Source organism: Agrobacterium sp. 16-172Ci, from assembly GCF_053522725.1.
Window position 1 is genome coordinate 89,456 of the sequence record NZ_JBNWBW010000001.1, and the last position, 22,149, is coordinate 111,604.

At 59.8% G+C, this 22,149-nt stretch carries 19 protein-coding genes; 8 read left to right on the forward strand and 11 right to left on the reverse strand.

Annotation, left to right across the window (positions count from 1 at the left end):
- Nucleotides 1-79: 79 nt before the first annotated feature.
- From ACQZ40_RS00435 to mepA, 3 genes are all read right to left on the reverse strand, one after another.
- Nucleotides 80-1,102: a glucokinase gene (locus ACQZ40_RS00435; protein ID WP_448747171.1), complete on the reverse strand. Its 1,023-nt coding sequence runs from the start codon at nucleotides 1,100-1,102 to the stop codon at nucleotides 80-82.
- A gap of 22 nt (nucleotides 1,103-1,124) precedes the next feature.
- A complete protein-coding gene (locus ACQZ40_RS00440) occupies nucleotides 1,125-1,508 on the reverse strand; it encodes a methylglyoxal synthase (RefSeq protein ID WP_003524431.1) in 384 nt (127 codons plus the stop codon).
- Nucleotides 1,509-1,608: 100 nt separating this feature from the next.
- A complete protein-coding gene (gene mepA, locus ACQZ40_RS00445) occupies nucleotides 1,609-2,658 on the reverse strand; it encodes a penicillin-insensitive murein endopeptidase (RefSeq protein ID WP_149742774.1) in 1,050 nt (349 codons plus the stop codon).
- Between the two features lie 205 nt (nucleotides 2,659-2,863).
- Between mepA and ACQZ40_RS00450 the strand changes: the two genes are divergently transcribed.
- From ACQZ40_RS00450 to ACQZ40_RS00480, 7 genes are all read left to right on the forward strand, one after another.
- Nucleotides 2,864-4,708 (forward strand): extracellular solute-binding protein, encoded by a 1,845-nt coding sequence (locus tag ACQZ40_RS00450; protein WP_271044790.1) that lies wholly within the window; start codon nucleotides 2,864-2,866, stop codon nucleotides 4,706-4,708.
- Nucleotides 4,709-4,848: 140 nt separating this feature from the next.
- Nucleotides 4,849-5,943 carry a microcin C ABC transporter permease YejB gene (locus ACQZ40_RS00455; RefSeq protein ID WP_065654722.1) on the forward strand — a complete coding sequence of 365 codons (1,095 nt, stop codon included), beginning with the start codon at nucleotides 4,849-4,851 and terminating at the stop codon, nucleotides 5,941-5,943.
- Nucleotides 5,943-7,088, forward strand: a complete 1,146-nt coding sequence (locus tag ACQZ40_RS00460) for an ABC transporter permease (protein ID WP_142844188.1) — start codon at nucleotides 5,943-5,945, stop codon at nucleotides 7,086-7,088. The genes ACQZ40_RS00455 and ACQZ40_RS00460 overlap by 1 nt, the downstream gene beginning before the upstream one ends.
- A gap of 5 nt (nucleotides 7,089-7,093) precedes the next feature.
- A complete protein-coding gene (locus ACQZ40_RS00465) occupies nucleotides 7,094-8,734 on the forward strand; it encodes an ABC transporter ATP-binding protein (protein ID WP_078051543.1) in 1,641 nt (546 codons plus the stop codon).
- A gap of 101 nt (nucleotides 8,735-8,835) precedes the next feature.
- Nucleotides 8,836-10,083: an NAD(P)/FAD-dependent oxidoreductase gene (locus ACQZ40_RS00470; protein WP_078051417.1), complete on the forward strand. Its 1,248-nt coding sequence runs from the start codon at nucleotides 8,836-8,838 to the stop codon at nucleotides 10,081-10,083.
- 254 nt (nucleotides 10,084-10,337) lie between these two features.
- A complete protein-coding gene (locus ACQZ40_RS00475) occupies nucleotides 10,338-11,699 on the forward strand; it encodes a glutamine synthetase family protein (protein ID WP_161987720.1) in 1,362 nt (453 codons plus the stop codon).
- Between the two features lies 1 nt (nucleotide 11,700).
- Nucleotides 11,701-13,002: an NAD(P)/FAD-dependent oxidoreductase gene (locus ACQZ40_RS00480; protein ID WP_162934003.1), complete on the forward strand. Its 1,302-nt coding sequence runs from the start codon at nucleotides 11,701-11,703 to the stop codon at nucleotides 13,000-13,002.
- On the opposite strand, the gene ACQZ40_RS00485 is transcribed toward ACQZ40_RS00480, so the two are convergent.
- The 7 genes from ACQZ40_RS00485 to rirA all read right to left on the reverse strand — a co-directional run bounded on the left by ACQZ40_RS00485 (nucleotide 12,999) and on the right by rirA (nucleotide 19,268).
- Entirely contained in the window at nucleotides 12,999-13,487 is a 489-nt protein-coding gene (locus ACQZ40_RS00485) for a gluconokinase (protein ID WP_162934145.1), read from the reverse strand. The two genes, ACQZ40_RS00480 and ACQZ40_RS00485, sit on opposite strands and share 4 nt — an antisense overlap.
- 108 nt (nucleotides 13,488-13,595) lie before the next feature.
- A complete protein-coding gene (locus ACQZ40_RS00490) occupies nucleotides 13,596-14,336 on the reverse strand; it encodes an ABC transporter permease (RefSeq protein WP_448747172.1) in 741 nt (246 codons plus the stop codon).
- Complete coding sequence (locus tag ACQZ40_RS00495; protein WP_065654717.1) at nucleotides 14,333-15,271, reverse strand: ABC transporter ATP-binding protein; 939 nt, start codon at nucleotides 15,269-15,271, stop codon at nucleotides 14,333-14,335. Before ACQZ40_RS00495 ends, ACQZ40_RS00490 begins: the two co-directional genes overlap by 4 nt.
- Entirely contained in the window at nucleotides 15,268-16,434 is a 1,167-nt protein-coding gene (locus ACQZ40_RS00500; protein WP_185740742.1) for an ABC transporter permease, read from the reverse strand. Before ACQZ40_RS00500 ends, ACQZ40_RS00495 begins: the two co-directional genes overlap by 4 nt.
- 93 nt (nucleotides 16,435-16,527) lie before the next feature.
- Nucleotides 16,528-17,439 (reverse strand): glycine betaine ABC transporter substrate-binding protein OsmF, encoded by a 912-nt coding sequence (gene osmF / locus ACQZ40_RS00505; protein WP_220318066.1) that lies wholly within the window; start codon nucleotides 17,437-17,439, stop codon nucleotides 16,528-16,530.
- Nucleotides 17,440-17,580: 141 nt separating this feature from the next.
- Nucleotides 17,581-18,627 carry an AbrB family transcriptional regulator gene (locus ACQZ40_RS00510; protein WP_080856934.1) on the reverse strand — a complete coding sequence of 349 codons (1,047 nt, stop codon included), beginning with the start codon at nucleotides 18,625-18,627 and terminating at the stop codon, nucleotides 17,581-17,583.
- Nucleotides 18,628-18,797: 170 nt separating this feature from the next.
- On the reverse strand, nucleotides 18,798-19,268 hold the full coding sequence (gene rirA, locus ACQZ40_RS00515; protein WP_059759126.1) for an iron-responsive transcriptional regulator RirA: 471 nt from the start codon (nucleotides 19,266-19,268) through the stop codon (nucleotides 18,798-18,800).
- 173 nt (nucleotides 19,269-19,441) lie between these two features.
- Here rirA and ACQZ40_RS00520 point away from each other — a divergent pair, with 173 nt between their 5' ends.
- Complete coding sequence (locus ACQZ40_RS00520) at nucleotides 19,442-20,491, forward strand: Fe(3+) ABC transporter substrate-binding protein (protein ID WP_448747173.1); 1,050 nt, start codon at nucleotides 19,442-19,444, stop codon at nucleotides 20,489-20,491.
- 81 nt (nucleotides 20,492-20,572) lie between these two features.
- Here ACQZ40_RS00520 and ACQZ40_RS00525 read toward each other — a convergent pair whose 3' ends face one another.
- Nucleotides 20,573-22,069, reverse strand: a complete 1,497-nt coding sequence (locus ACQZ40_RS00525) for a CoA-acylating methylmalonate-semialdehyde dehydrogenase (protein WP_003524451.1) — start codon at nucleotides 22,067-22,069, stop codon at nucleotides 20,573-20,575.
- Nucleotides 22,070-22,149 lie beyond the last annotated feature (80 nt).

Consider the following 22,149-nt stretch of genomic DNA (forward strand, 5'->3'; position numbering starts at 1 on the left):
CGATTGCTGTTTCAGCAGCGACGTTAAAGACCGCCCGCCTGCTTCGCAAGCATCACGAAGGGCTGACCGTTGGAAACGATCAGGCCCTCCAGCGTCGTCCGTCCAGCGACAGGCCGAAATCGGACGGCGTTCTCGAATAGGTGGCAAGCCCGGAAAGCGCCGCCTGCGGATGGGTGACGACGAAGGTGGGAATGGTCCGCATCAGCGCGCTGTGCGGCGCCTTGTCTTCGAAGGCAGCCCGGAATTCCGGGCTCTTCAGCGCCGGAATGATCTTCTGCGAAATACCGCCGGCCAGATAGACACCGCCCTTCGCCATGAAGATCAGCGCGAGGTCACCGGCCACGCGGCCGAGATAGGTGCTGAAAAGGGACAGGGTCTCTTTCGCCTGCGGGTTCTCGCCCGAAAGCCCTTGAGAAGTAATGTCGGCCGGATCGGAAAAGACAGGCTCGATGCCATCGGCGGTGCAGACGGCCCGGTAAAGATTGACCAGCCCGCGCCCGCACAGGATCTGCTCCCCGGCGACACGGCCCTCGATGGTTTCGATATGCGGGAAAACCGCATAGTCACGCGCGCTTCTCGGGCCGATATCGATATGGCCGCCCTCACCAGGCACCGGGAACCACATATGACGCGCGTAAACCAGCCCGGCGACACCAAGCCCCGTGCCCGGTCCAAGAACGACGCGCGATGCCAGCACATCCTTTCGGCCGGAGCCGATGGGTTCGCGGTTGTTGTCGTCAAGCGCTGCAATCGCCAGAGCCTGCGCCTCGAAGTCGTTGATGACGATGACATCCTTTAGGCCAAGATTGGCCAGCATGTCCTTCGGCTTGACGACCCAATGGCAATTGGTGAGCGGAATCTCGTCACCTTCGATCGGGCCGGCAATCGCCAGAATGGTCGAGACCGGCTGAAGCGACGTCTTGTCCAGAACCGCCTGCTGGATGGCGTCGTCGATGGTCGGATATTCCGCCGTCTTGACGGTGGTGAGGTGCACCGGTTCGGCAAAGGAATCGATCAGAATGGAAAAGCGGGCATTAGTGCCGCCGATGTCGCCAAGCAGGATCGGAAAGGACAGATATTCGGTATCGGACGTCTTCGGCATTGCCTGTTCCATGTTGGGAGGTTCAGTTGGCGACGTGGAAGTCGATGAGATTTTCTGCGGTGGCGCGGTTGAGCGCCATGGGAATATCGTAAACCGTAGCAAGTCGCGTCAGCGCCTTCACATCCACATCATGCGGCATGGCCGTCAGTGGGTCGGTGAAGAAGATCAGCATATCCACCTCGCCGGTCGCAATCATCGCGCCAATCTGCTGGTCGCCGCCGAGAGGTCCGCTTTTGAGGCGAATGACTTCAAGACCCGGACAGGCTTCCTGTACCCGCCCGCCGGTGGTGCCGGTGGCGACGATCCTGAAACCGGCAAGCGCCTTCTGGTGATGACGGGCGAAATCCGCCATATCGTCCTTTTTTTCGTCGTGAGCGATGAGCGCGATACAGCGTTGTCCTTCCATGGTTCCAGCCCGTTCCATCAAGAATTAAATCGATTTGAAGCCTTCTATAGCAGCTTGCCGCCATTTGAAAAGGGAAGCTGTTGAATGCCTCATTTCTGTTTCAGTTCAATGTCGGGCGCTGGGTGGGAAGCGGAATATCCGAAGGCGGCTGCAGGGCGGGGGCCGCCTGAATGACCTGCTCCACGCTTTGCTGGCGCGTTGCCGGAGCAGGCGAATAGGCCTGGGCCGCAAGTCCCTCGGGATTGGCGGAAGGGGCGGCAGCCACGGCGGCGCAGGCCGAGGGCAGATCGGAAACCATGACCGGGCGCGGTTTCACCGGCTTGGCATTGGGGTCCTTTTTCGGCGGCGCCCATGGTTCCTTGCTGAACCACCAGGCAAGCGACTTGTCGCAGCCGTCGCCTTTGCCCACGGCCGCCTGCGGTTTGCAATTGGGCGCGCCCGGCGGGCATTCGAGACGGATGTGGAAATGCTCGTCATGGCCGTAGATCGGCCTGATCTTGCCCATAAAGGTGCGGTCGCCGGTCCATGTCTGGCAGAGTTTCTGCTTGATGGCCGGGTTGACGAAGACACGCTCCACCTGCGGGTAGCTCGCCGCCATCATCACCAGCCGGGCATTGAGCGGTGACCACTTGCGGTCATCGACCGTCAGGAACTTGCTCTTGTCCAGCATGGAGATGAAAGGCACGGTTTCGCGCTGCTCCGCGGTGAGCCGCGGGGTCGGCATCGGCCGCCACCAGATGTCCACATCGAGGCCGATCTGGTGCGACGCATGGCCGGTCAGCATCGGCCCGCCGCGCGGTTGGGAAATATCGCCCAGCAGCAGGCCCGGCCAGCCGATCTTCTGGGCATCCTGCGAAAATTGTTCGAGGAAGGAAATCATCTGCGGCTGGCCCCAGCGCCGGTTGCGGGAAAGGCGCATGGCCTGCCAGCCGGGACCGTCCGTCGGCATGGCGATGGCGCCGGACTGGCAGCCCTTGGCATAGGAGCCGATCGGCTGCGAGCCCGTGGCGGAAGGCAGCGCCATGTGGCCGAACACTTCTTTCGCGGGCCTGTCCTCGGCCGATGCGGTTTCCATCTGCAACTGCAGCGCGGAGACGACCGAAATCGCCAGCATGGCCGCCTTGAAAACTCTCGATGATCCCGCCGTCATATCGTCGTGCCCGTCCGATCAGATGATTCTCTTCCCCTTAAGATAAACTGGAACGGGATTTTGTTGAAACCATGTTTCGCCCCGCCTGTTGCAAAGCGGGCGGATAAAGGCGCGGATAAAGAGCTTGTGAGCCAGCGCATCTGTTTTTTGCCAATCTTTGTTTTATGCTCTCTCCAACAAACGCGCAAACAGGGACATTCCCCCAATGATATTGGCACCACTGAAATCCCGTCTCCTCATTGCTCTTGCGGCATCCGCCCTGCTGATACCGGCGGCGGCCTCCGCACAATCGGCCGACGTGTGGCGGAAGGGGATTTCGACGGTCGGGGAACTGAAACATCCCGATGGCTTCGATCATTTCGACTATGTGAACACCAAGGCGCCGAAAGGCGGCACCCTTCGCCTGTCGACGGCGGGCACTTTCGATACCCTTAATCCGCTGCTTGCCAAGGGGGAGGCGGCGACCGGCCTGTCGCTGGTTTTCGATACATTGATGAAATCGACGGAAGAGGAGCTGTCGGCCTCCTACGGTCTTCTGGCCGAGGGCGTGAGCTACCCGGACGATATTTCGAAAGCCACCTTCCGGCTGCGCGCCGAGGCCAAATGGGCCGATGGCAAGCCGGTGACACCGGAGGATGTCGTTTTCAGCTTCGAAAAGGCCAAGGATTTGAGCCCGCAGCTGGCGACCTATTACACCCATGTCACCAAGGCGGAGGTGAGCGGCGAAAGGGACATCACCTTCACTTTCGATGAAAAGAACAATCGCGAATTGCCGCAGATCGTCGGGCAATTGCTGATCGTTCCCAAGCACTGGTGGGAAGCCAACGGCCCGGACGGCAAGCCGCGCGATATATCGCGCGGCACGCTGGAGCCGGTCATGGGTTCCGGCCCCTACAAGATTGCCTCAGTCTCTCCCGGCTCGACAATCGCTTACGAACGCCGCGACGACTACTGGGGCAAGGACGTCAATGTGAATGTGGGGATGAACAATTTCAAAACCATCGCCTACACCTTCTTCGCCGATCAGGATGTCGAATTCCAGGCCTTCAAGTCCGGCACCGTCGATTTCCGCCAGGAAGCCTCCTCCAGCCGCTGGGTCACGGGTTATGATTTCCCGGCCGTCAAGGAAGGCCGCGTCAAGAAGGAAGAACTGCCGAATATCTATCGTTCCGTCGGCATCATGCAGGCCTTCGTGCCGAATATGCGCCGCGAAAAGTTCCAGAACCCGAACCTGCGCAAGGCGCTCAATTATGCTTTCGATTTCGAGGAGCTGAACCGAACGCTGGCTTACGGCCAGTTCCAGCGCATCAACAGCTTCTTCATGGGCAGCGAGCTGGCCTCTTCCGGCCTGCCGACCGGTCGCGAGCTGGAAATTCTTCAGGAACTGAAGGATCAGGTTCCGCCAGAGGTTTTCACCACCGAATATCGCAATCCGGTCGCGGGTGATCCGGCCAAGCAGCGTGACAATCTGCGCGAGGCGGTCAAGCTGATGAAGGAAGCCGGCTACGAGCTGCGCGGCAACCGCATGGTCAATGCCAAAACCGGACAGCCGCTCGATATGGAGTTTCTGATCGATTCCGCCGGCATGGAAAGAACCATCCTTCCCTATGTGCAGAATCTGAAGAAGATCGGCATCAACGCGACGATCCGGACCGTTGACGCCTCGCAATATACCAACCGCACACGCAGCTTCGATTATGACGTGATCGTCAAGCTCTGGGCGACGTCGGCGAACCCCGGGAACGAACAGGCGGATTTCTGGGGCTCGGCCGCCGCCGACCGGCAGGGGTCCAACAATATTGCCGGAATCAAGAATCCCGCCGTCGATGCGTTGGTCAGGAAGGTCATATTTGCGCCCAACCGGGATGAACAGGTGGCCGCCGCACGCGCGCTCGACCGGGTGCTTCTGGCAAACAGCTACGTCATCCCGCAATTCTACCGCGGCGAGATGTTCATCGCTTACTGGAACACGCTTATCCGTCCGGAAAACCTGCCCCAATATGGTGTCGGTTTTCCCGATGCATGGTGGTCCAGCCAGGCCGGAAACTGACGCCGGCCTTGCTTTCGCGGCGAAGGCTTGATTCACATAGGGCGAGACGAATCGCTTAAAGCGCAGGCAGGCGCTTTCAGGAAAGGACCGGGTTTGACAGAAACGAAAACCGCTGACGTATCGGCCGGGAGCAGAGGCTGATGGGCGCCTATATCCTCAGACGTCTGGCGCTGATGATCCCGACCATCATCGGCATTATGGGCATTTCGTTTCTCGTCATCCAGTTCGCGCCGGGCGGGCCGGTGGAACAGGTCGTCGCGCAATTGACCGGGCAGGGCGACAGCGCCTCCGACCGGTTATCGGGCGGCGGCGATCTCATGGGCCAGTCCGGCGGTTTCGATGATAGCGGTTCGAAATATCGCGGTGCGCAGGGTCTCGATCCGGAACTGATCGCCAAGCTCGAAAAACAGTTCGGCTTCGACAAGCCGCCGCTTACCCGTTTTCTCGAGATGATGTGGAATTACATCCGCTTCGATTTCGGCGACAGCTTCTTCCGCAATTCCTCGGTGATCGATCTCATCATCGACAAGCTGCCGGTCTCGGCCTCGCTCGGCTTCTGGATCCTGATCATTTCCTACATCATCTCCATTCCGCTCGGCATCAAGAAGGCCGTGTCCGACGGCTCGACCTTCGATGTCTGGACCTCCGGCATCATCATCATCGGTTATGCCGTGCCAAGCTTCCTGTTCGGTATCCTGCTCATCGTCCTCTTCGCCGGCGGCTCCTTCTTCGACTGGTTCCCGCTGCGCGGTCTGGTATCGGATAATTTTGATCAGCTGAACTGGTGGCAGAAGATCATCGACTATTTCTGGCATCTGACCCTGCCGCTCATCGCACTGTCGCTTTCGGCCTTCGCGACGACGACGCTTCTGACCAAGAACTCCTTCATCGACGAAATCAAGAAACAATATGTCATCACCGCCCGCGCCAAGGGCCTTACCGAGCGCAGGGTTCTTTATGGTCATGTCTTTCGCAATGCGATGCTGATCGTGATCGCCGGTTTTCCCGGCGCCTTCATCTCGGCCTTCTTCACCGGATCGCTGCTGATCGAGAATATCTTCTCGCTCGATGGCCTCGGCCGCCTCGGTTATCTCTCGGTGGTCAACCGCGATTACCCGATCGTCTTCGGCACGCTCTTCATCTTCTCGTTGATGGGCCTGGTCGTCGGTCTCATTTCCGACCTGATCTATACATGGATCGATCCACGTATCGATTTCGAGCGGAGGGATGTGTGATGACACTTGCCCATGCCGCCGAAACGGAAACGCTGGTAAAACCGAAGCGCCCGTGGTTCTCGCCGACCACCAAGCGCCGCTGGCAGAATTTCAAGGCAAACCGGCGCGGTTACTGGTCCTTCTGGCTGTTCCTGATCCTGTTTTTCCTGAGCCTGATTGCGGAATTCATCGCCAATGACAAACCCATTCTCGCTTCCTACAAGGGCGAGTTGCTGGTGCCGGTCATGGTGGATTATCCGGAGGAAAAATTCGGCGGGTTCCTTGCCCAGACCGATTACAAATCCTCCTTCATTCAGGATGAGATCAACGCCAATGGCTGGATGATCTGGCCGCCGATCCGCTATTCCTATCAGACGGTGAATTCCAATATTCCCCATTCGGCGCCGACTGCGCCCTTCTGGCTGATGGATAAAAAGGATCGCTGCTCGGCTTACCCGCAGGGCGATGCCGATCCCGGCTGTACGCTTGGCAATCTCAATTGGCTCGGAACCGACAATCAGGCCCGCGATGTCACGGCGCGGATGATCTACGGTTTCCGCATTTCCGTGCTGTTCGGCCTGACGCTGACCATCGCGTCGGCCCTTGTCGGCGTCACCGCCGGTGCGATCCAGGGTTATTTCGGCGGTTGGACTGACCTTTTGTTGCAGCGTTTCATCGAAATCTGGTCGTCCATGCCGGTGCTCTACATCCTGCTCATCATCGCGGCCATCCTGCCGCCGGGCTTCTTCGTGCTGCTCGGCATCATGCTGCTCTTTTCATGGGTCGGCTTCGTCGGCATTGTGCGCGCCGAATTCCTGCGGGCCAGAAACTTCGAATATGTCCGCGCCGCCCGCGCACTCGGCGTCGGCAACTGGACGATCATGTTCCGCCACCTTCTGCCCAACGCCATGGTGGCAACACTGACCTTCCTGCCCTTCATCCTCTCCGGTTCGATCACGACGCTCACCTCGCTCGATTTCCTCGGCTTCGGCATGCCGCCGGGATCGCCGTCGCTGGGCGAGATGATCGCGCAGGGCAAGAACAACCTTCAGGCCCCCTGGCTTGGCCTCACTGCGTTTTTCACCATGTCCATCATGCTGTCACTGTTGATTTTCGTCGGTGAAGCGGTGCGCGACGCCTTCGACCCACGCAAGACGTTCCGGTGATCGCCATGACGGAAACAAAGACCCAACCGCTTCTCTCCGTCCGCGATCTCTCCGTCGCCTTTCATCAGGGCGGCGCGACGAGCATCGCTGTCGATCATGTGTCCTTCGATCTGATGCCGGGCGAAGTCGTTGCCCTCGTCGGCGAGTCCGGTTCCGGCAAGTCCGTGACGGCGAACTCCATTCTCAAATTGCTGCCCTATCCGGCGGCAAGCCATCCCTCGGGGAAAATCCTGTTCGACGGCAAGGATATGCTGACTTTGCCGGAACGCTCCCTGCGCGCGGTCCGCGGCAACGACGTCACCATGATTTTCCAGGAGCCGATGACCTCGCTCAACCCGCTCCACACCATCGAGCGGCAGATCGGCGAGATTCTGGAACTGCATCAGGCAATCACCGGAGCGCAGTTGCGGGCGCGCACGCTGGAACTGTTGTTGCAGGTTGGCATCCGTGAACCGGAAAAGCGCCTGAAGGCCTATCCGCATGAATTGTCCGGCGGCCAGCGGCAGCGCGTGATGATTGCCATGGCGCTTGCCAACCGGCCGAAACTGCTGATCGCCGATGAACCGACGACGGCGCTCGACGTGACGGTTCAGGCCCAGATTCTGGAGCTGCTCGGCGATCTGAAAAGGCAGCACGGCATGTCCATGCTGTTCATCACCCACGATCTCGGCATCGTTCGCAAGTTTGCCGATCGCGTCTGCGTCATGACCAAGGGCAAGATTGTCGAGACTGGCACCGTGGAGCAGGTTTTCAACGATCCGCAGCACGCCTATACGCGCCATCTTCTGGCGGCGGAGCCGAAGGGCGAGCCGCCACATTCCGACGCCAGCAAACCCGTGGTCATGCAGGGTGACGATATCAAGGTCTGGTTTCCCATCAAGGCGGGGCTGATGCGCCGGGTGGTCGACCATGTGAAGGCGGTCGATGGCATCGATATTACCCTCCGCGCCGGCCAGACGGTGGGCGTGGTGGGCGAATCCGGTTCCGGCAAGACCACGCTCGGTCTGGCGCTCTCGCGGTTGATTGCGTCTGAAGGGCGTATCAGCTTCATCGGCCAGTCGATCGACCACTATTCCTATGAAATGATGAAGCCGCTCAGAAACCGGCTGCAGGTGGTGTTTCAGGATCCTTACGGTTCGCTCAGTCCACGAATGTCGGTCGGCGAGATTGTCGCGGAAGGCCTGAAGGTGCATGAGCGGTCTCTGTCTGCCGACGAGCGCGATACGCGTGTCGCCACCGCGCTGGAAGAGGTCGGCCTCGATCCGGCCACCCGCTGGCGGTATCCGCATGAATTTTCCGGCGGCCAGCGCCAGCGCATCGCTATTGCCCGCGCCATGGTGCTGAAACCGCGTTTCGTCATGTTGGATGAGCCGACCTCCGCGCTTGACATGAGCGTGCAGGCGCAGGTGGTCGATCTGCTGCGCGATCTGCAGGCGAAGCACGAACTCGCCTATCTCTTCATCAGCCACGATCTGAAGGTGGTGAAGGCGCTCGCCAACGACCTGATCGTCATGCGCCATGGCAAGGTGGTGGAGAGCGGCCCGGCGGCGGAAATCTTCGCTGACCCGCAGCAGGACTATACCAAGGCGTTGCTGGCGGCCGCCTTCAACATCGAGGCGATGAAAACGAACGCTATAAGCCACTAGGCTGCATTGCTGTTTCTGTTAAGGTGATGATTTTTCTGTTGCTTCGCGGAAAATGCCGACCCATGTTGAGGGGCATGTGACGCGGAAACGGATTGATTGCCATGGCAGCGGATGTGATCGTTTTGGGGGCAGGGATCATCGGGGTCTCCATCGCCTTGCAACTGGCCCGCAGGGGTAAGTCGGTGGTGCTGGTCGACCGGCGCGGGCCGGGTGAGGAGACCTCGTTCGGCAATGCCGGGCTGATCCAGAGAGAAGGCGTCGTGCCTTATGCCTTCCCGCAGGATCTCGCCCTGTTGCTGCGCTATTCCCTGAACAACAGCATCGATGCCCGCTATCACCTCTCCGCTTTGCCGAAGATCGCGCCTTTTCTCGGCCGCTACTGGTACAATTCCGCAGCCTCGCGCCACGCGGCAATTGCCCGCGCCTATGCGCCGCTGATCGAGCATTCGGTTTCGGAGCACAATATCCTGATCGAGGAGGCGAAAGCCGGTGATCTGATCGTCAAGAACGGCTGGATGGAGGCGTACAGAACCGCCGCAAGGCGGGATGCCGATTTTGCTTTCGCCGAGCGTCTGGCGCGCGACCATGGCATTTCCCATACGAAACTCGACGCCGAGGAGCTTGCCGCAGCCGAGCCGCATCTGAGCCATGATTTCGTCGGCGGCCTGAAATGGAACGATCCCTGGTCGGTGCGCGATCCGCATGCGCTGACGCTCGCTTATGTCCGGCTGTTCGAGAGCCTCGGCGGAAGCTTCGTCAGGGGCGATGCCTCCACCCTCAGCCAGACGGTGAGCGGGTGGACGGTGCGCACCGAAACCGGCGCGGTCGAGGCCGAACATGCCGTCGTGGCACTTGGCCCCTGGGCGGATATCGTTACGGAACGGCTGGGTTACCGCTTTCCACTCGGTGTGAAACGCGGTTACCACATGCATTATGCGCCGCAGGAGGGCACGAAGCTCAATAACTGGCTGATCGACGCCGAGCGCGGTTATTTCCTCGCGCCGATGCGAAAGGGCATCCGCCTGACGACGGGCGCGGAATTTGCTGAACGCGATGCACCGAAATCTCCCGTGCAGATCGAGCGGGCAGAGCGGGTGGCGCGCACCGTCTTTCCTCTCGGCGGCCGGCTGGATGCGGAACCGTGGATGGGTGCGAGGCCCTGCACGCCGGATATGATGCCGATCATCGGCAAAGCGCCGCGCCATAAAACATTGTGGTTTGCTTTCGGGCACGCCCACCATGGCCTTACACTTGGGCCGATCACCGGCCGTGTATTGGCGGAAACCATGCTGGGTGAAACGCCGGTTATCGCCATCGACGCCTATCGCCCTGAAAGGTTCAATCCCTGATAGCTAAATCCGCTGGCCTTCCGGGGACAGGCCACGTAACATGGTCGCATGCTGGGGCGGGATGGCGAAAAGTGTAAGCGGTTTTCGCCTGAAATCCCGTTCTAACTATATAATTTAGATCATGTAATGATCTAAAGGGGAAAAGGGGCGAAACGTCATCATGGTGGCGAGGTTTCTCATCTATCAGCAGCAGGACGACTTTCGTTAGCGCAACTCGCTGCGCATGAAACGAGATGGAAACGGCTTGCTGGTGCATGATGGATGATATTGAAAACGCAAAGAAATTTTTCGCCGATAACCCCGATATCGAAATTCTCGAAGCTTTCGTCATAGACGCGAACGGCGTGCCGCGCGGCAAATGGATTCCGCGCGAACGGGCAATCGACGTTCTTGAAAAGGGAATGGCCATTCCCCGGTCGGTCTATGCGCTGGATATCTGGGGTCGGGATGTGCATGCCGCAGGCCTTGCGGAAGGCACGGGCGATCCGGACGGGTTTTGTTTCCCCGTTCCAGGCACGCTGTCGCGGGTGACATGGCTTGGCCGCCCGACGGCGCAGGTTCTGCTGGCAATGAAAAATCCGGATGGAACCGGCTTTTATGGCGATCCGCGCCATGTTCTGGCGCAGGTTCTGAACGCTTATAAAAAGGCCGGTCTCACACCGGTCGTTGCCACCGAACTCGAATTTTACTTGATCGATCCCGTCCGCTCCGCGCTCGATCCCGTCCGTCCGCCGCATAGCCGCGAGGGCCGCTGGCACACGGGCCAGACCCAGGTTCTGTCGATTTCCGAACTGCAGGATTTCGAGGACGTCTTCCATGATATTGCCACGGCCTGCCGCGCACAGGGCGTGCTTGCCGATACGACGTTGCGGGAAAACGGTCCCGGCCAATATGAGATCAACCTCAATCATGTTCCGGATGCGTTGCAGGCGGCCGATTTCGCGGTCTTTCTGAAACGTATCGTCAAGGGCGTGGCGCGGCGGCATGATCTCGACGCCACCTTCATGGCCAAGCCTTATGGGTTGCAGGCCGGCAACGGCATGCACGTGCATTTTTCCGTTCTCGACAGGGACGGCAGGAACATCTACGCCGGAGAGGATGGCCCATCGGATGCTTTGATGCATTCGGTCGGCGGCCTCTTGGAAAACATGGGTGAAAGCATGGCGATCTTCGCCCCCCATGCCAATTCCTATCGTCGTCTGACCCCCAGCGAACACGCACCGACCTACGCCTCCTGGGGCATCGACAACCGCTCGGCGGCTGTGCGTGTCATCGTTGCCAGCAAGGCCGCGACCCGTATCGAACACCGGGTCGCCGGCGCCGATACCAATCCCTATCTCGTTGTCGCGATGATCCTGAGCGCCGCATTGGCCGGCATGAAGGAGAAGCGCCAACCGGGGGGCGCGATTGCCGGCGACAGCCACGCGATCAATCACGAGCCGCTGCCCACCAACTGGGACTATGCGTTGCAACGTTTCACGCGGTCGAGCTTTGCCTATGCGACGCTTGGCCAGAAGTACCGCACGCTGTTTTCCGCCTGCAAACAGCAGGAGCTTTCCGAATTTTCCCTGCGTGTAACCGACGTCGAATATGACGCCTATATCAGGACGGTGTGAAATGGCTGAGGTAACGAACATTCCCAATCCCGGCCACACATCGTCATGGTATGCGGCCTCGGCCAATGTCAAAACCGTGCGGCCGACGCTCGAAGGCGGGCTGGACGCCGATGTCTGCATCATCGGCGGTGGCTTTACCGGCATTTCCGCCGCGCTGGAACTCAGTGAGCGCGGCTATTCCGTCATCGTTCTGGAAGGCGTCCGCGTCGGCTTCGGCGCTTCGGGTCGCAATGGCGGCCAGATCGTCAACGGCTATAGCCGCGATCTCGAAACCATCGCTGGCCGCTATGGGCATGACAAGGCGGTGAAACTCGGCGAAATGTCGCTTGAAGGCGGCGCGATCATCCGCAACCGCATCGCCAAATACGCCATCGATTGCGATCTCGTCGATGGCGGTTTCTTCGCCGCCTTCACGCCGAAACAGATCCGCGAGATGGAGGCTCACAAAACCCATTGGGAGAAACACGGCCATGGCGGGCTCGAAATGGTCTCGAAGGCGGATGTCGGCAACTATGTGAAGACCGATCGATATGCCGGCGGCATGATCGACCGCTTCGGCGGGCATATCCACCCGCTCAATCTGGTGCAGGGCGAAGCGGCGGCGGCGGAAAGCCTCGGTGCTCGCATATTCGAAAATTCGCGGGTCATTGCGGTGGAGCAGGGCGCAAACCCCGTGGTGCGCACGGCAACAGGCAGCGTCAAGACGAAATATGTCCTCGTCTGCGGCAACGCCTATCTCGGCAAACTCTTGCCGGAAATCGGCGACCGCATGATGCCGGTCTCAAGCCAGGTCATGGCGACGGAGCCGCTCGATGCCGATCTGATCGAGGCCCTTCTGCCCGCCAATTATTGCGTCGAGGATGCCAATTACATTCTCGATTATTACCGCCGCACCTCGGATAACCGCCTGCTCTACGGCGGCGGCATCGGTTATGGCGGCAGCGATCCGGCTGACCTTACGGGCGTGATCCGCCCGAACATGCTCAAAACCTTCCCGCAACTGGAAAAAACGAAGATCGACTTTGCCTGGAGCGGCAATTTCGCGCTGACCCTGACGCGCATTCCGCATATGGGCAGGCTGTCGGACAATATCTATTTCTCGCATGGCGACAGCGGCCATGGTGTGACGACAACCCATCTGCTCGGCAAGATACTGGGCGAGGCCGTTGCCGGCCACGCCGAACGTTTCGATATCTGGAGCTCGCTGCCGAATTATCCGTTCCCCGGCGGCAAGACCTTCCGGGTGCCGCTGACCGTGCTTGGCGCATGGTGGTACGGCCTGCGCGACAGGCTCGGATTTTAGAACGTCACCGTCTTCAAACCGGAAAGTGCGTTATTCGCAATATCCTCCGGTGTGGCATCGATGCTGACGGTCACGACACCCGGTTCGCCGGTCGGCACTTCCAGCGTGGCAAGCTGGGTTTGAAGCAGCGAAAGCGGCATGAAATGGCCCTTGCGTTCGCCCATGCGCCGGCTGAGAAGCTCCAGGCTGCCATCCAGATAGACGAAAGCCAGCGGGCCGCCAGTGGCCTTGCGAAGCCGGTCACGATAGATTTTCTTGAGCGCCGAGCAGGAAACGACGACACCGTTGCTTTCGCTGCCCTTGCGCAGTTCCGCGCCGATAAGATCGAGCCAGGGCCAGCGGTCTTCGTCCGTCAGCGGAATACCCTCGGACATTTTATCGACGTTGGATTTCGGGTGAAGCTTGTCGCCCTCTATGAAAGCAACGCCCAGTTTCTCCGCCACTGCTTCCGCGACCGTGGACTTGCCGGAGCCGCTCACTCCCATCACGACAATTGCCTGTGTCACCCGAACCTCGAATGTTTCTGTTTCGACGGTCAGCCCCTATCATGTGCGGCATGTATCGGGAATATAAAAATGCGGGGCTTGCCTGTGTCAGTGCCCGGTTTTGCGCGCCGCACTCTTCTCCAGGGCGGAAAAGGCAGCGTGAATCAGGATCGCCAGCGCCGCAACGATCAGCCCGCCCTGAAGAATGAAGGCCAGATTGTTGGATTGCAGACCGGCAATGATCACTTCGCCGAGGGTACGCGCCGCGACGGTCGAGCCGATGGTCGCGGTCGAAAGGCTGATGACCGCCGAAAGCCGGATGCCGGCGAGAATGGCTGGAAGGGCAAGCGGCAACTCCACTTTGACAAGGCGTTGCCAGCCGGTCATGCCGCTGCCTCTCGCGGCATCCATCACCGTGGCGGGCAGGGTTGTTAGACCCGTCAGCGTATTTTCGAATACCGGCAAGAGCGCATAAAGAAACAGGGCAATGAGCGTTGGTTTTTCGCCAAAACCGATCATCGGTACGGCCAGCGCCAGCACCGCTACCGGCGGAAAGGTCTGGCCGATATTGACGATGCTGCGCGACAGCGGCAGGAAATCCGCCCCGAACGGCCGGGTGACGAGAACCGCGAGCGCTCCCGCCGTGAGCGTGGCCAGCCCCGTGGCAATCGCCACAATGGTCAGATGCGACAGCGTGAGGGAAAACAGATTGGCCTGCGTGTAGATTGCCGGCGCATTGGCCTGCACGAGAGGGCGGAACACCGGCGCGAAGACCTGCGGCACGGCAAGGAAGATGATCAGCGCCAGCGTCAGGAAACCGACGGCAAACAAGGATAAGGCGTTTTTCATGGGGCTCCGGCGGCACGCTGGAGAAGAACGTCACGCCGAACCCGGCCGGCGGGTTCACCATTGTCCCTGACGACGGGCAAGGCATCGCAGCCCGCCCATAACATAGCCGACAGGGCGTCGCGCTGGCTTGTATGCTCGCTGAGCGGTTCGCCCTCTGCGTTTCCCGGCTCCACGACATCGGCAACGGAGAGAACGGACAGCAGTTTCAGCGCCCGTTCGTTTTCGCCGATCATGGTGCGCACGAAATCCGTTGCCGGTTTCAGCACCAGTTCGGCCGGCGGGCAGTCCTGCACGATGCGGCCCTTGTCCATCACGGCGATACGATCCGCCAGATGAAAGGCCTCGTCCATATCGTGCGTGACGAGAACGACGGTCACGCCGAGCTTTTTCTGGATATCGAGAAGATCGTTCTGGGCCTTGGCGCGGATCACCGGGTCCAGCGCGCCGAAGGGTTCGTCCATCAGAAGAATGTTCGGCTCGGCGGCCAGCGCACGCGCCACGCCGACACGCTGCTGCTGACCGCCTGAGAGTTCATGCGGGAAACGGTGGGCATAAAGCGCGGGATCGAGCTGGAAGAGATGCATCAGCGCGTCGATCTTCGCCTCGATCCGCTTGCGATCCCAGCCGATCAGCTGCGGAACGGTCGCGATATTTTCGGCCACCGTCCGGTGCGGAAACAGGCCATGGCCCTGTATGGCGTAGCCGATCTGGCGGCGCAGCTTGAAACCGGGCATCGCGCTGACATCCTCACCATCGATACGGATCGTGCCGGAGGTCGGCTCCACCAGCCGGTTTATCATGCGCAGCAGGGTGGTTTTTCCCGAGCCGGAGGTGCCGACGATGACGGTGACGGTGCGCGGTGCTACCGTGAGCGATACCTGATCCACGACGGCGGCATCGCCATATCGTTTCGTGATGGTGTCGATTTCGATCATGCCTTTTGCCTTCCGCCTGCGCTGAAGAGATTGCTGTCGATGAGGGCGTCGAGTGTTATGGCGGCCGCAAAGCCGAGAAGAACCGTCGGCACGGTGCCGAGCAGCACGAGGTCCATCGCCGTCTGCCCGATGCCCTGAAATACGAAAACGCCAAAGCCGCCGCCGCCGATCAGGGCGGCAATCGTCGCCAGGCCGATATTCTGCACCAGCACGATGCGAATGCCGGTGAGGATGACCGGCATGGCCAGCGGAAATTCCACCCGCAGCAGCCGTTGCACCGGCGTCATGCCAAGCCCGCGCGCCGCTTCCCGGACCGCCTGCGAAACACCGGAAAGACCGACCACCGTGTTGGAAACCACCGGCAGCAGCGAATAAAGAAACAGCGCCACGAAAGCGGGCGCCATGCCGATTCCGGCAATGCCGATTTTCGCGGCACCCGGCACACTGGCCGCGATCCACCCGAGCGGGGCGATCAAAAGGCCGAAAAGGGCGATGGAGGGAATGGTCTGGACGATGTTGAGGCTATTCAGTACGCCTGCGCGCAACCGCTCGACCTTGTAACAGAGTATCCCCAGGGGGATGCCCACCACGGTCGCTGCGATCAGCGAGCCGATGGCAAGTTCCACATGCCGCAAAGCCTCGGTCCAGAATGTATCGGCCCGGCCGGTATATTCCTTGATGATGGAGAGGTCGTTCCAGAGGCCGCTTGTCAGCACGGCCGCGAGTGCGGCGATGGCCCCCAGCAGCAGCAAAATCCGGGCAGCGGGCTTCGGCTCAAGACGCGCAATACAATCCGTCGCGAGCAGAGCCAGCCCGGCAAATATCAGCCAGAAGCCGCTGGCAGGTGAAACGCGGGCAAAACCGTTGCCCTCCGGCATGAGGAAAGATGCCGCTTGCCCGACGAAAACCGCCAGTGCCGCAAGACCGGTGAGCGCGAATGCGAGTTTCAATCGCGTGGGGAAGCGGAAAAAGGCGATGAAGGCTGAAAGAAGAACGATGGTGACGAGAACAGTTGCAGCCGAACCCGGAAGAGCTTCAAAGACCGTTCGTGTCTCGCCCTGAACGATCCGGTTGGCACGGAATGTCATGAAAGGTGAGGCAAAAAGCGCATAAAGAAGCAGGCACGAAATCACAACGCCCACTTTGTCAGGCCATTTCGTCAAATCCTGCTCCCCTGTCTTTTGGCCCGTGTATGATTTGGGAGGGGACCACAGGAACGCACCGGTTCCCGCAACCCCCTCCGGCACCGCGAGCGGCTACTTGACGAAGCCGTTCTTTGTCAGAAAGTCGAGCGCCACGGTCTTGGCCTGTTCGCCGCCCACCTGAACGCGGGCGTTCAGATCCTGCAGCGTTGCGAGATCGAGTTTTTCGAACACCGGTTTCAGCAGCTCTTCGATATTCGGGTGCTTTTTCAGAACCTCTTCGCGAATGATCGGCGCTGGCTGATAGACCGGCTGCACATGTTTGTCGTCCTCCAGCACCACAAGACCGGAGGGCGCGATGCCGCCATCCGTGCCATAGACCATGGCGGCATTGGCATTGTTGGTCTGGTTGGCGGCGGCGGCAATCGTGGCCGCGGTGTCGCCGCCGGAAAGCGTGATCAGCTGGTCAGGCTTCATGGTGAAGCCATAGGTGGTTTGAAATGCAGGGAGCGCGGCGGCGGAGTTGACGAATTCGGAAGACGCGGCAAGCACGACTTCGCCGCCATTGGCAACATATTTGCCAAAATCGGAAAGCGTCTTCAAATTGTTCTTGTCGGCGACATCCTTGCGCAGCGCAATCGCCCAGGTGTTGTTTGCCGGCGATGGCGTCAGCCAGACGATTTTATTGGCATCGAAGTCGAGTGTTTTCGCCTCTTCATACCCCTTGGCTGCATCCTTCCAGAGCGGATCGTCCGCCTTGGAGAAAAAGAACGCGGCGTTGCCGGTATATTCGGGATAGATGTCGATCTCACCGGCGGTGATCGCTTTTCGCACAACCGGCGTGGCGCCAAGCTGGATGCGATCCGTCGTTTCGATCTTGTTCTGGTTAAGGACGGCGAGGATGATGTTGCCGAGAACACCGCCTTCCGTGTCGATCTTCGACGACACGACCACCTGCGCCTGAGCGATGGAAACAGAAAGGGCAAGCGCAAGTCCGGCGCCCGTCAACGTCATCAAGCGGTTCATGAATGTTCCTCCGGTGGGTCAGCCTGCCGAACAGGCGAAAGATCGCCGCCGCAATTGCGGCCGAATATAAACGGCCGGGAGGAAAAATGGTTGCATGCCGTCTGCGTTTTCGCGCCGATGGCTCCGGCTACACGCCGACGGTCAGGTTTCGCCGTCGCGCTTGCGCGCATCCTTGCCCATGACCAGCGGCATTAGAACCGAAAGAAACAGGAGCCTGATGACGTGGTGGGAGCCGACATAGGCGGTATCGGCATGCATCATCACCGCCATCGCCGCCATCGTCTCCAGGCCGCCCGGCGAATAGGCGATCATGACGGCATTGAGCGGAACGCCGGTCACCCCGGAAATCATCCAGGCAATGCTTCCGGCGATCAGCATCACGGCGATGGTAACGACGAAGCCGGCCAGAAAGCCTTTCCGCACGTCCATCAGTGAGACATTCGAAAAGCGGGTGCCGATAAGGCAGCCGATCAGCACATAGACGGGCAGGCTGAGCCAGGTGGGAACGCCGCCTTCGGTAAGGCCGGTAATGTGGGTGCCGATGGAAATGGCGACGCCGCCAAGCAGCAGCGCGGCCGGAAACTTCCAGCGCAGGAAAAGCCAGCCGGTCAGAAGCGATGCGCCGATGGTCAGCGCCAGCGTGAAAAGGCCCATTGGCGGGTTGGCCACAAGCGGTTCCGTGCTGACGAGATCGAAATATTCGACGATCAGCGGCACGGAAAGCGTCAGCGCCAGCACCCGCACGCTTTGCACGATGCTGACGGTCGCAAGGTCGCTTTTCGTCTCGGCGCCGAGGCTGATGATATAGCTGAGATGACCGGGAGAGGCGCCCAGCATCGCCGTTGTCCGGTCGTAACCGAAGCCGTAATGCAGGATCCAGTAGGCGACATAGAGCATGATAACGACAGCGGCGAGCACAACGACGAAGCTCACGGGCCAGGTCTTTGCCGCGTCGATTACGGAGGGCGTCACGCTCGTTCCCATAGAAATGCCGACGACGACGAAACAGGCATTGCGGATGAAGGCGGGAACACCAAGCCTTACACCGGCCAGCCCCGTGATCGTCACCGCAAGTGCCGGGCCGGAAAGAAAAGGCGCCGGAATATCGATGAGGCTGGCGAGTAGCGCCCCTATGCTGCCGACGAGCGCGGTGAGTGCAAATGTATGGAATTCAGGCTTGATGATCATTGCGACGCTGATTGGTTGCTTGAAAAAGCTCGCGACCAAATGCGCCGCTTCCATTCGCGACGTCAACACGCAGGATCAAAAATATTACGTTTCATGCGTATTCTATAAAAGAAAAGCCCGTGGCCTGAAGGACACGGGCTATGGCAATTGCCGATGCGGCAATGGGATGATCAGGCAGCCGGAAGGGCGGCGATCTTCGGCATTTCCGTATCGAGGCCCAGCAGGAAGTTGATCTGGGGCCGAGCCTTGACGAGATCGTCGATCGAATATTCCGCCAGAACGTCGAAAAAGGCATTGAGCGCCTTGCGAAGGGCCGAGTTGAGGCCGCAGCTATCCACGAGCGGACATTCCACAGCACCGTCCTCGAAGCATTCGGCCATGGCGAAGCTGTCTTCAGTCACCTTCACTACGTCGAACAGGCTGATCTTCTCGGCGGGTTTGCCAAGGCGCACGCCGCCGTTGCGACCGCGCACGGTTTCCACCAGGCCCGCCTTGTTGAGCGGCTGCAGGATTTTGAACAGGAACAGCTCCGAAACGCCATAAGCCTTGGCGATCTCGGGAATGCGGCTCAGATGGCCTTCATTGGCGGCGCAATACATCAACATGCGAACGGCATAGTTGGTCTGTTTGGTCAAGCGCATGCTGGTCTCCTAACTCTCAATGTGGAGTTATATAGTCTCTTTTTCAGTTTAGAACAATTCCAGAAACTGAAAAAACTGGCACCCATCCGATATTTCTCGAACAGCCTTGTTGACCGTCCGGATGATTCATGAACAAACAAGTCAAGAATCGGAATGTAATGGAGGCATTCATAATGGCAAGCTTGAAATCATACTTTTCCGCTGCCGTTTTTTCAGGGTTGACGATCCTTGTCGCCGCGCCCGTCGCTCTGGCAGAAGGGGAGGTTAACGTCTATTCCTATCGCCAGCCTGAATTGATCCAGCCGCTGCTCGATGCTTTCACGAAGGAAACCGGGATAGAGGCGAATGTGCTTTTTCTCGATAAGGGGCTGGTGGAACGCATTCAGGCCGAGGGCGTCAATTCGCCGGCCGATGTGCTGCTGACGGTCGATATCGCCCGCCTCGTCGAGGCGAAGGAGGGCAAGGTTACCCAGCCGGTCCTCAACGATCCCGTCATCGAAAAGGATATCCCCGCCAATCTGCGCGACCCCGAGGGCGAATGGTTTGGTCTCACCACGCGCGGCCGGGTGGTCTATGCGTCGAAGGAGAGGGTGACCCAGAAGGACATTACCTATGAGGAGCTTGCCGATCCGAAATGGAAGGGCAAGATCTGCATTCGCGACGGCCAGCATTCCTATAATATCGCGCTGATCGCCTCGATGATTGCCCATCACGGCGTCGATTATACCCGCACATGGCTGACCGGCCTGAAGAACAATCTCGCCCGCAAGCCTGACGGAACCGACCGCAGCCAGGCGAAATCGATCTTTTCCGGTGAATGCGATATCGCACTCGGCAACACCTATTATGTCGGCCTGATGTTGACCAATGATCGCGAGCCGGAAGAAAAGGAATGGGCCGGATCGGTGCGGGTGATCTTCCCCAATGCGGGCGATCGCGGCACACACGTGAATATCTCCGGCATGGCGATGACGAAATACGCCCCCAACAAAGACAACGCGCTGAAGCTTATGGAGTTCCTGGCCTCGCGCGAGGCGCAGGAAATCTATGCCAAGCAGGTCTTCGAATATCCGGTGCTGCCCGGCGCGGAGCCGTCCGATGTCGTGAAGGGCTTCGGCCCCATCAATCCGGACAAGCTGCCGCTGACGGACATAGCCGCCCATCGCAAGCAGGCGTCCGAACTGGTGGATGAAGTGGGTTTCAACGACGGCCCGACCAACTGATCCCGGCGCAGCCCTTACCGCCCAGCCGAAATCCAATAAAAAGCCCCGCTGTTTTTCCAGCGGGGCTTTTGCTTGTGTGGCTTACTTCATTGTCGGCATCACGAATTCAGCGCCCGACTTGATACCCGACGGCCAGCGCGAGGTGATCGTCTTGGTTTTTGTCCAGAACTTGATCGAATCCGTCCCGTGCTGGTTGAGGTCGCCGAAGCTCGAAGCCTTCCAGCCGCCGAAGGAGTGATAGGCAAGCGGAACCGGGATCGGAACGTTGACGCCGATCATGCCGATATTGACGCGGCTTGCGAAGTCGCGGGCGGCATCGCCGTCGCGGGTATAGATGGCGACGCCGTTGCCATATTCATGCTTCATCGGCAGTTCCAGCGCGTCTTCGTAATTCTTGGCGCGAACGACGGAGAGAACGGGTCCGAAGATTTCCGTCTTGTAGATGTCCATGTCAGGGGTCACGTGGTCGAACAGGCAGCCGCCGACGAAATAGCCGTCCTCATAGCCCTGCAGCTTGAAGTCGCGGCCATCGACCAGAAGCTTCGCGCCCTGCGCGACGCCGCTGTCGATCAGGCCCTTGACGCGCGTCTGCGCTTCCTTGGTGACGAGCGGACCCATATCGGCCTTGTCGTCGGTATAGGGGCCGATCCTCAGGCTTTCGATCTGCGGAATGAGCTTTTCGACGAGACGGTTTGCCGTCTCCTCACCAACCGGAACCGCAACGGAAACAGCCATGCAGCGCTCGCCGGCCGAACCGTAACCTGCGCCCATCAGCGCGTTTACCGCCTGGTCGAGATCGGCATCCGGCATGATGATCATGTGGTTCTTCGCACCGCCGAAGCACTGCGCGCGCTTGCCGTTCATGGCGGCCGTGCCATAGACATAGCGGGCGATCGGCGTCGAACCGACGAAGGAGACCGCGCCGATATCGGGATCGGTCAGGATGGCGTCGACGGCGCCCTTGTCACCGTTGACGACGTTGAGGATGCCGGCCGGAAGACCGGCTTCGATCATCAGTTCGGCAAGACGGATCGGCAGCGACGGGTCGCGCTCGGAAGGCTTGAGGATGAAGGCGTTGCCGCAGGCAATCGCCGGCGCGAACATCCACATCGGGATCATGCCGGGGAAGTTAAACGGCGTAATGCCCGCGCCGATGCCAACCGGCTGGCGGATCGAGTACATGTCGATGGCCGGGCCGGCACCCTCGGTGAATTCGCCCTTCTGCAGATGCGGAATGCCGCAGACGAATTCGCAGACTTCGAGGCCGCGCACGATATCGCCCTTGGAATCCTCAACGGTCTTGCCATGCTCGCTGGAGAGCAGCACCGCCAGTTCGTTCATGTCGCGGTTCAGAAGTTCGACGAACTTGAAGAAAACGCGGGCGCGGCGCTGCGGGTTGGTGGCGGCCCATTTCGGCTGCGCGGCCTTGGCGCTTTCTACGGCGGCGCGCAGTTCGGCGTCGCTTGCAAGCGCGACAGTTGCCTGAACTTCGCCGGTGGCCGGGTTGTAGACATTCGATGTGCGGCCGCTGGTGCCCGGCACATGCTTGCCGTTAATGAAATGACCGATTTCCTTCATGGGTGTTCCTCCAGAATGTGATGGCGCAGCATTACCTTTCGATTTGCACAAATCAATCGCCTGAAATAAGCATCCATTGT

Coding starts and splice junctions, on each gene's coding strand:
- ACQZ40_RS00495 (WP_065654717.1), bottom strand. CDS start 15,271: ATGATCGAAATCGACACCATCACGAAACGATATGGCGATGCCGCCGTC.
- ACQZ40_RS00525 (WP_003524451.1), bottom strand. CDS start 22,069: ATGAAGGAAATCGGTCATTTCATTAACGGCAAGCATGTGCCGGGCACC.
- ACQZ40_RS00485 (WP_162934145.1), bottom strand. CDS start 13,487: ATGGGAGTGAGCGGCTCCGGCAAGTCCACGGTCGCGGAAGCAGTGGCG.
- ACQZ40_RS00490 (WP_448747172.1), bottom strand. CDS start 14,336: ATGAAAAACGCCTTATCCTTGTTTGCCGTCGGTTTCCTGACGCTGGCG.
- mepA (WP_149742774.1), bottom strand. CDS start 2,658: ATGACGGCGGGATCATCGAGAGTTTTCAAGGCGGCCATGCTGGCGATT.
- ACQZ40_RS00480 (WP_162934003.1), top strand. CDS start 11,701: ATGGCTGAGGTAACGAACATTCCCAATCCCGGCCACACATCGTCATGG.
- ACQZ40_RS00455 (WP_065654722.1), top strand. CDS start 4,849: ATGGGCGCCTATATCCTCAGACGTCTGGCGCTGATGATCCCGACCATC.
- ACQZ40_RS00440 (WP_003524431.1), bottom strand. CDS start 1,508: ATGGAAGGACAACGCTGTATCGCGCTCATCGCTCACGACGAAAAAAAG.
- ACQZ40_RS00460 (WP_142844188.1), top strand. CDS start 5,943: ATGACACTTGCCCATGCCGCCGAAACGGAAACGCTGGTAAAACCGAAG.
- ACQZ40_RS00470 (WP_078051417.1), top strand. CDS start 8,836: ATGGCAGCGGATGTGATCGTTTTGGGGGCAGGGATCATCGGGGTCTCC.
- osmF (WP_220318066.1), bottom strand. CDS start 17,439: ATGAACCGCTTGATGACGTTGACGGGCGCCGGACTTGCGCTTGCCCTT.
- ACQZ40_RS00450 (WP_271044790.1), top strand. CDS start 2,864: ATGATATTGGCACCACTGAAATCCCGTCTCCTCATTGCTCTTGCGGCA.
- ACQZ40_RS00435 (WP_448747171.1), bottom strand. CDS start 1,102: ATGCCGAAGACGTCCGATACCGAATATCTGTCCTTTCCGATCCTGCTT.
- ACQZ40_RS00465 (WP_078051543.1), top strand. CDS start 7,094: ATGACGGAAACAAAGACCCAACCGCTTCTCTCCGTCCGCGATCTCTCC.
- rirA (WP_059759126.1), bottom strand. CDS start 19,268: ATGCGCTTGACCAAACAGACCAACTATGCCGTTCGCATGTTGATGTAT.
- ACQZ40_RS00520 (WP_448747173.1), top strand. CDS start 19,442: ATGGCAAGCTTGAAATCATACTTTTCCGCTGCCGTTTTTTCAGGGTTG.
- ACQZ40_RS00510 (WP_080856934.1), bottom strand. CDS start 18,627: ATGATCATCAAGCCTGAATTCCATACATTTGCACTCACCGCGCTCGTC.
- ACQZ40_RS00475 (WP_161987720.1), top strand. CDS start 10,338: ATGATGGATGATATTGAAAACGCAAAGAAATTTTTCGCCGATAACCCC.